Raw genomic sequence first — 1,652 nt, forward strand, 5'->3', positions numbered from 1 at the left:
GGGCGTTGCCCTGCGGCGGCTGCGAGGCCGCGCCGCGGACCGGGCTGCGCGCCGGATCGGCCTTCTTGGTCGCTTCGTTCGATGCCATGGCGTCAGGAACCGGGTTTCGAGAATGACGACGGGTTCGGAAGCTCGCTCGAACGAGCCCGAACCGACAGCCGCCATCGATCTCGGAGTGCGCCCGCTCTAGCGCAAGTCGTCGGGGTTGTCGACAGCCGCGGCACGTCGCGGGAATGGGAGATGGGCAGGCGCTGGTGGCTGGAAGGCGCTGTAGACTGGCAGGAGTGGAGGGACTCGAACCCGCAACCTCCGGTTTTGGAGACCGGCGCTCTGACCAGTTGAGCTACACTCCTATCGTGTCGCCCAATGCCCGATCGGGCGCCGGGATGCAAGGCCCGGCCGGGCGGGAAATGCGTCAGCGGCCGTGATCGGCCCGCTCGGCCGCCGTCAGCGGCCGCAATCCCGCGGCGTCGGCGTGGAACAGCTCGTCGCTTCGGCCGTAGGGTCCCTTCCGCAGCCGGTCGCGCACCTCCGCGGCGAAGCCGGCGCGGGCCTTGCTGTCGGCGGGCCACGCCATGAGCAGGTCGCGCGTCGGGATCGCGACGGTGACGGCTTCCGCCTTCAACGCGCCCCGGACCCTGTCGAGATAGCTCGGCAGCATCAGGCGGGCGGCGTCGTCGTTGTCGTCCTCGCTCGTCATGACGAAGATGGGCGTGCCGTCGGCGACCGCGAGCGCGAACGCGGCGTCCCTCGAGGCCTCGGCGAGGTTGGCCGGCGCCGGAGCCTCGATGGCGATCGGGATCGCCCCGGCGCCGACGCCCCACCTGTCGAGCATCGACCGAGTCAGGTAGCGCATCCGGTCCGTCCCATCGATGACGTAGGCCACGACCAGGGTCTCGGAGAAGGTCCGCGTGGCGAGGTCCGGCACCTGCCGCAGAATTTCGCGCGGCAGAAGCTGCACCCGCAACTGCGTGCGCACCGCCGCGAGACTCGGCTCTCCGGTCGACGGCGGCGCGTTCACGGCCTTCAGCGCGGTGGCGAGGTGCGTCTCGATCAGTCGCCGGCGCGCGTCGCCGGCGAGCGGGGCGACGCGCGGATAGAGGTTGGTCAGAGCGATCGTGCTGCCGCCGAACAGGATCTGCTTCGGATCGGGGTCGGGGAGGATCTCGGCCCCGGGCAGCATCGCCCGCAGGACGGCCGCCACCTCGGCGCGGAAGCGTCCGTCGCTGAGGGCGTCCGCGCAGGCCGGGCGGATCAGGATCGCGCTCGCGGCGGCGGCGAGCAGCAGACGGCGCGTCGGCCGCGGAAACTCGATCGAGGTGTTCATTCCTGAGGATCCGCCGCAGACCACGGGCATCAAGAAAATAAACCGGATGCCTCGTGTCAAGCTCCGGGGCCGTCGCGGCTGAGGGAACGCCGATTTGAGGCGGTGACGACGGGGCTTGGACCCGATTCCACGGCCTCGGCGACGCAAAACGGCCGGCGGAGACCGCCGGCCGTGCCGAATCGCTCGCTTCGAGCGGCTTACGCGTTGATGGCGGCGACGACGCCGGCGCCGACGGTGCGTCCGCCTTCGCGGATGGCGAAGCGCAGCTTCTCCTCCATGGCCACCGGCACGATCAGCGTGACGTCCATGGTCACGTTGTCGCCCG

The 1,652-nt window shown here is 70.8% G+C and carries 1 protein-coding gene, 1 tRNA gene and 1 pseudogene; all 3 read right to left on the bottom strand.

Annotated elements, in window-relative coordinates:
* Positions 1–276 precede the first annotated feature (276 nt).
* Positions 277–353: transfer RNA gene (locus tag FV226_RS27440), tRNA-Trp, on the bottom strand.
* 62 nt (positions 354–415) lie between these two features.
* Positions 416–1,327 (bottom strand): hypothetical protein, encoded by a 912-nt coding sequence (locus tag FV226_RS27445; protein WP_147765397.1) that lies wholly within the window; start codon positions 1,325–1,327, stop codon positions 416–418.
* A 197-nt stretch (positions 1,328–1,524) separates the two neighbouring features.
* A pseudogene (gene tuf / locus FV226_RS27450) lies at positions 1,525–1,652 on the bottom strand (elongation factor Tu); the annotation flags it as partial.

The sequence above is a fragment of the Methylobacterium sp. WL12 genome, from assembly GCF_008039475.1.
In the GTDB taxonomy this organism is placed as follows: Bacteria; Pseudomonadota; Alphaproteobacteria; order Rhizobiales; family Beijerinckiaceae; genus Methylobacterium; species Methylobacterium cerastii.

Excerpts from the sequence above, each read along its gene's own strand:
- FV226_RS27445 (WP_147765397.1), bottom strand. The coding sequence starts at position 1,327 with ATGAACACCTCGATCGAGTTTCCGCGGCCGACGCGCCGTCTGCTGCTC.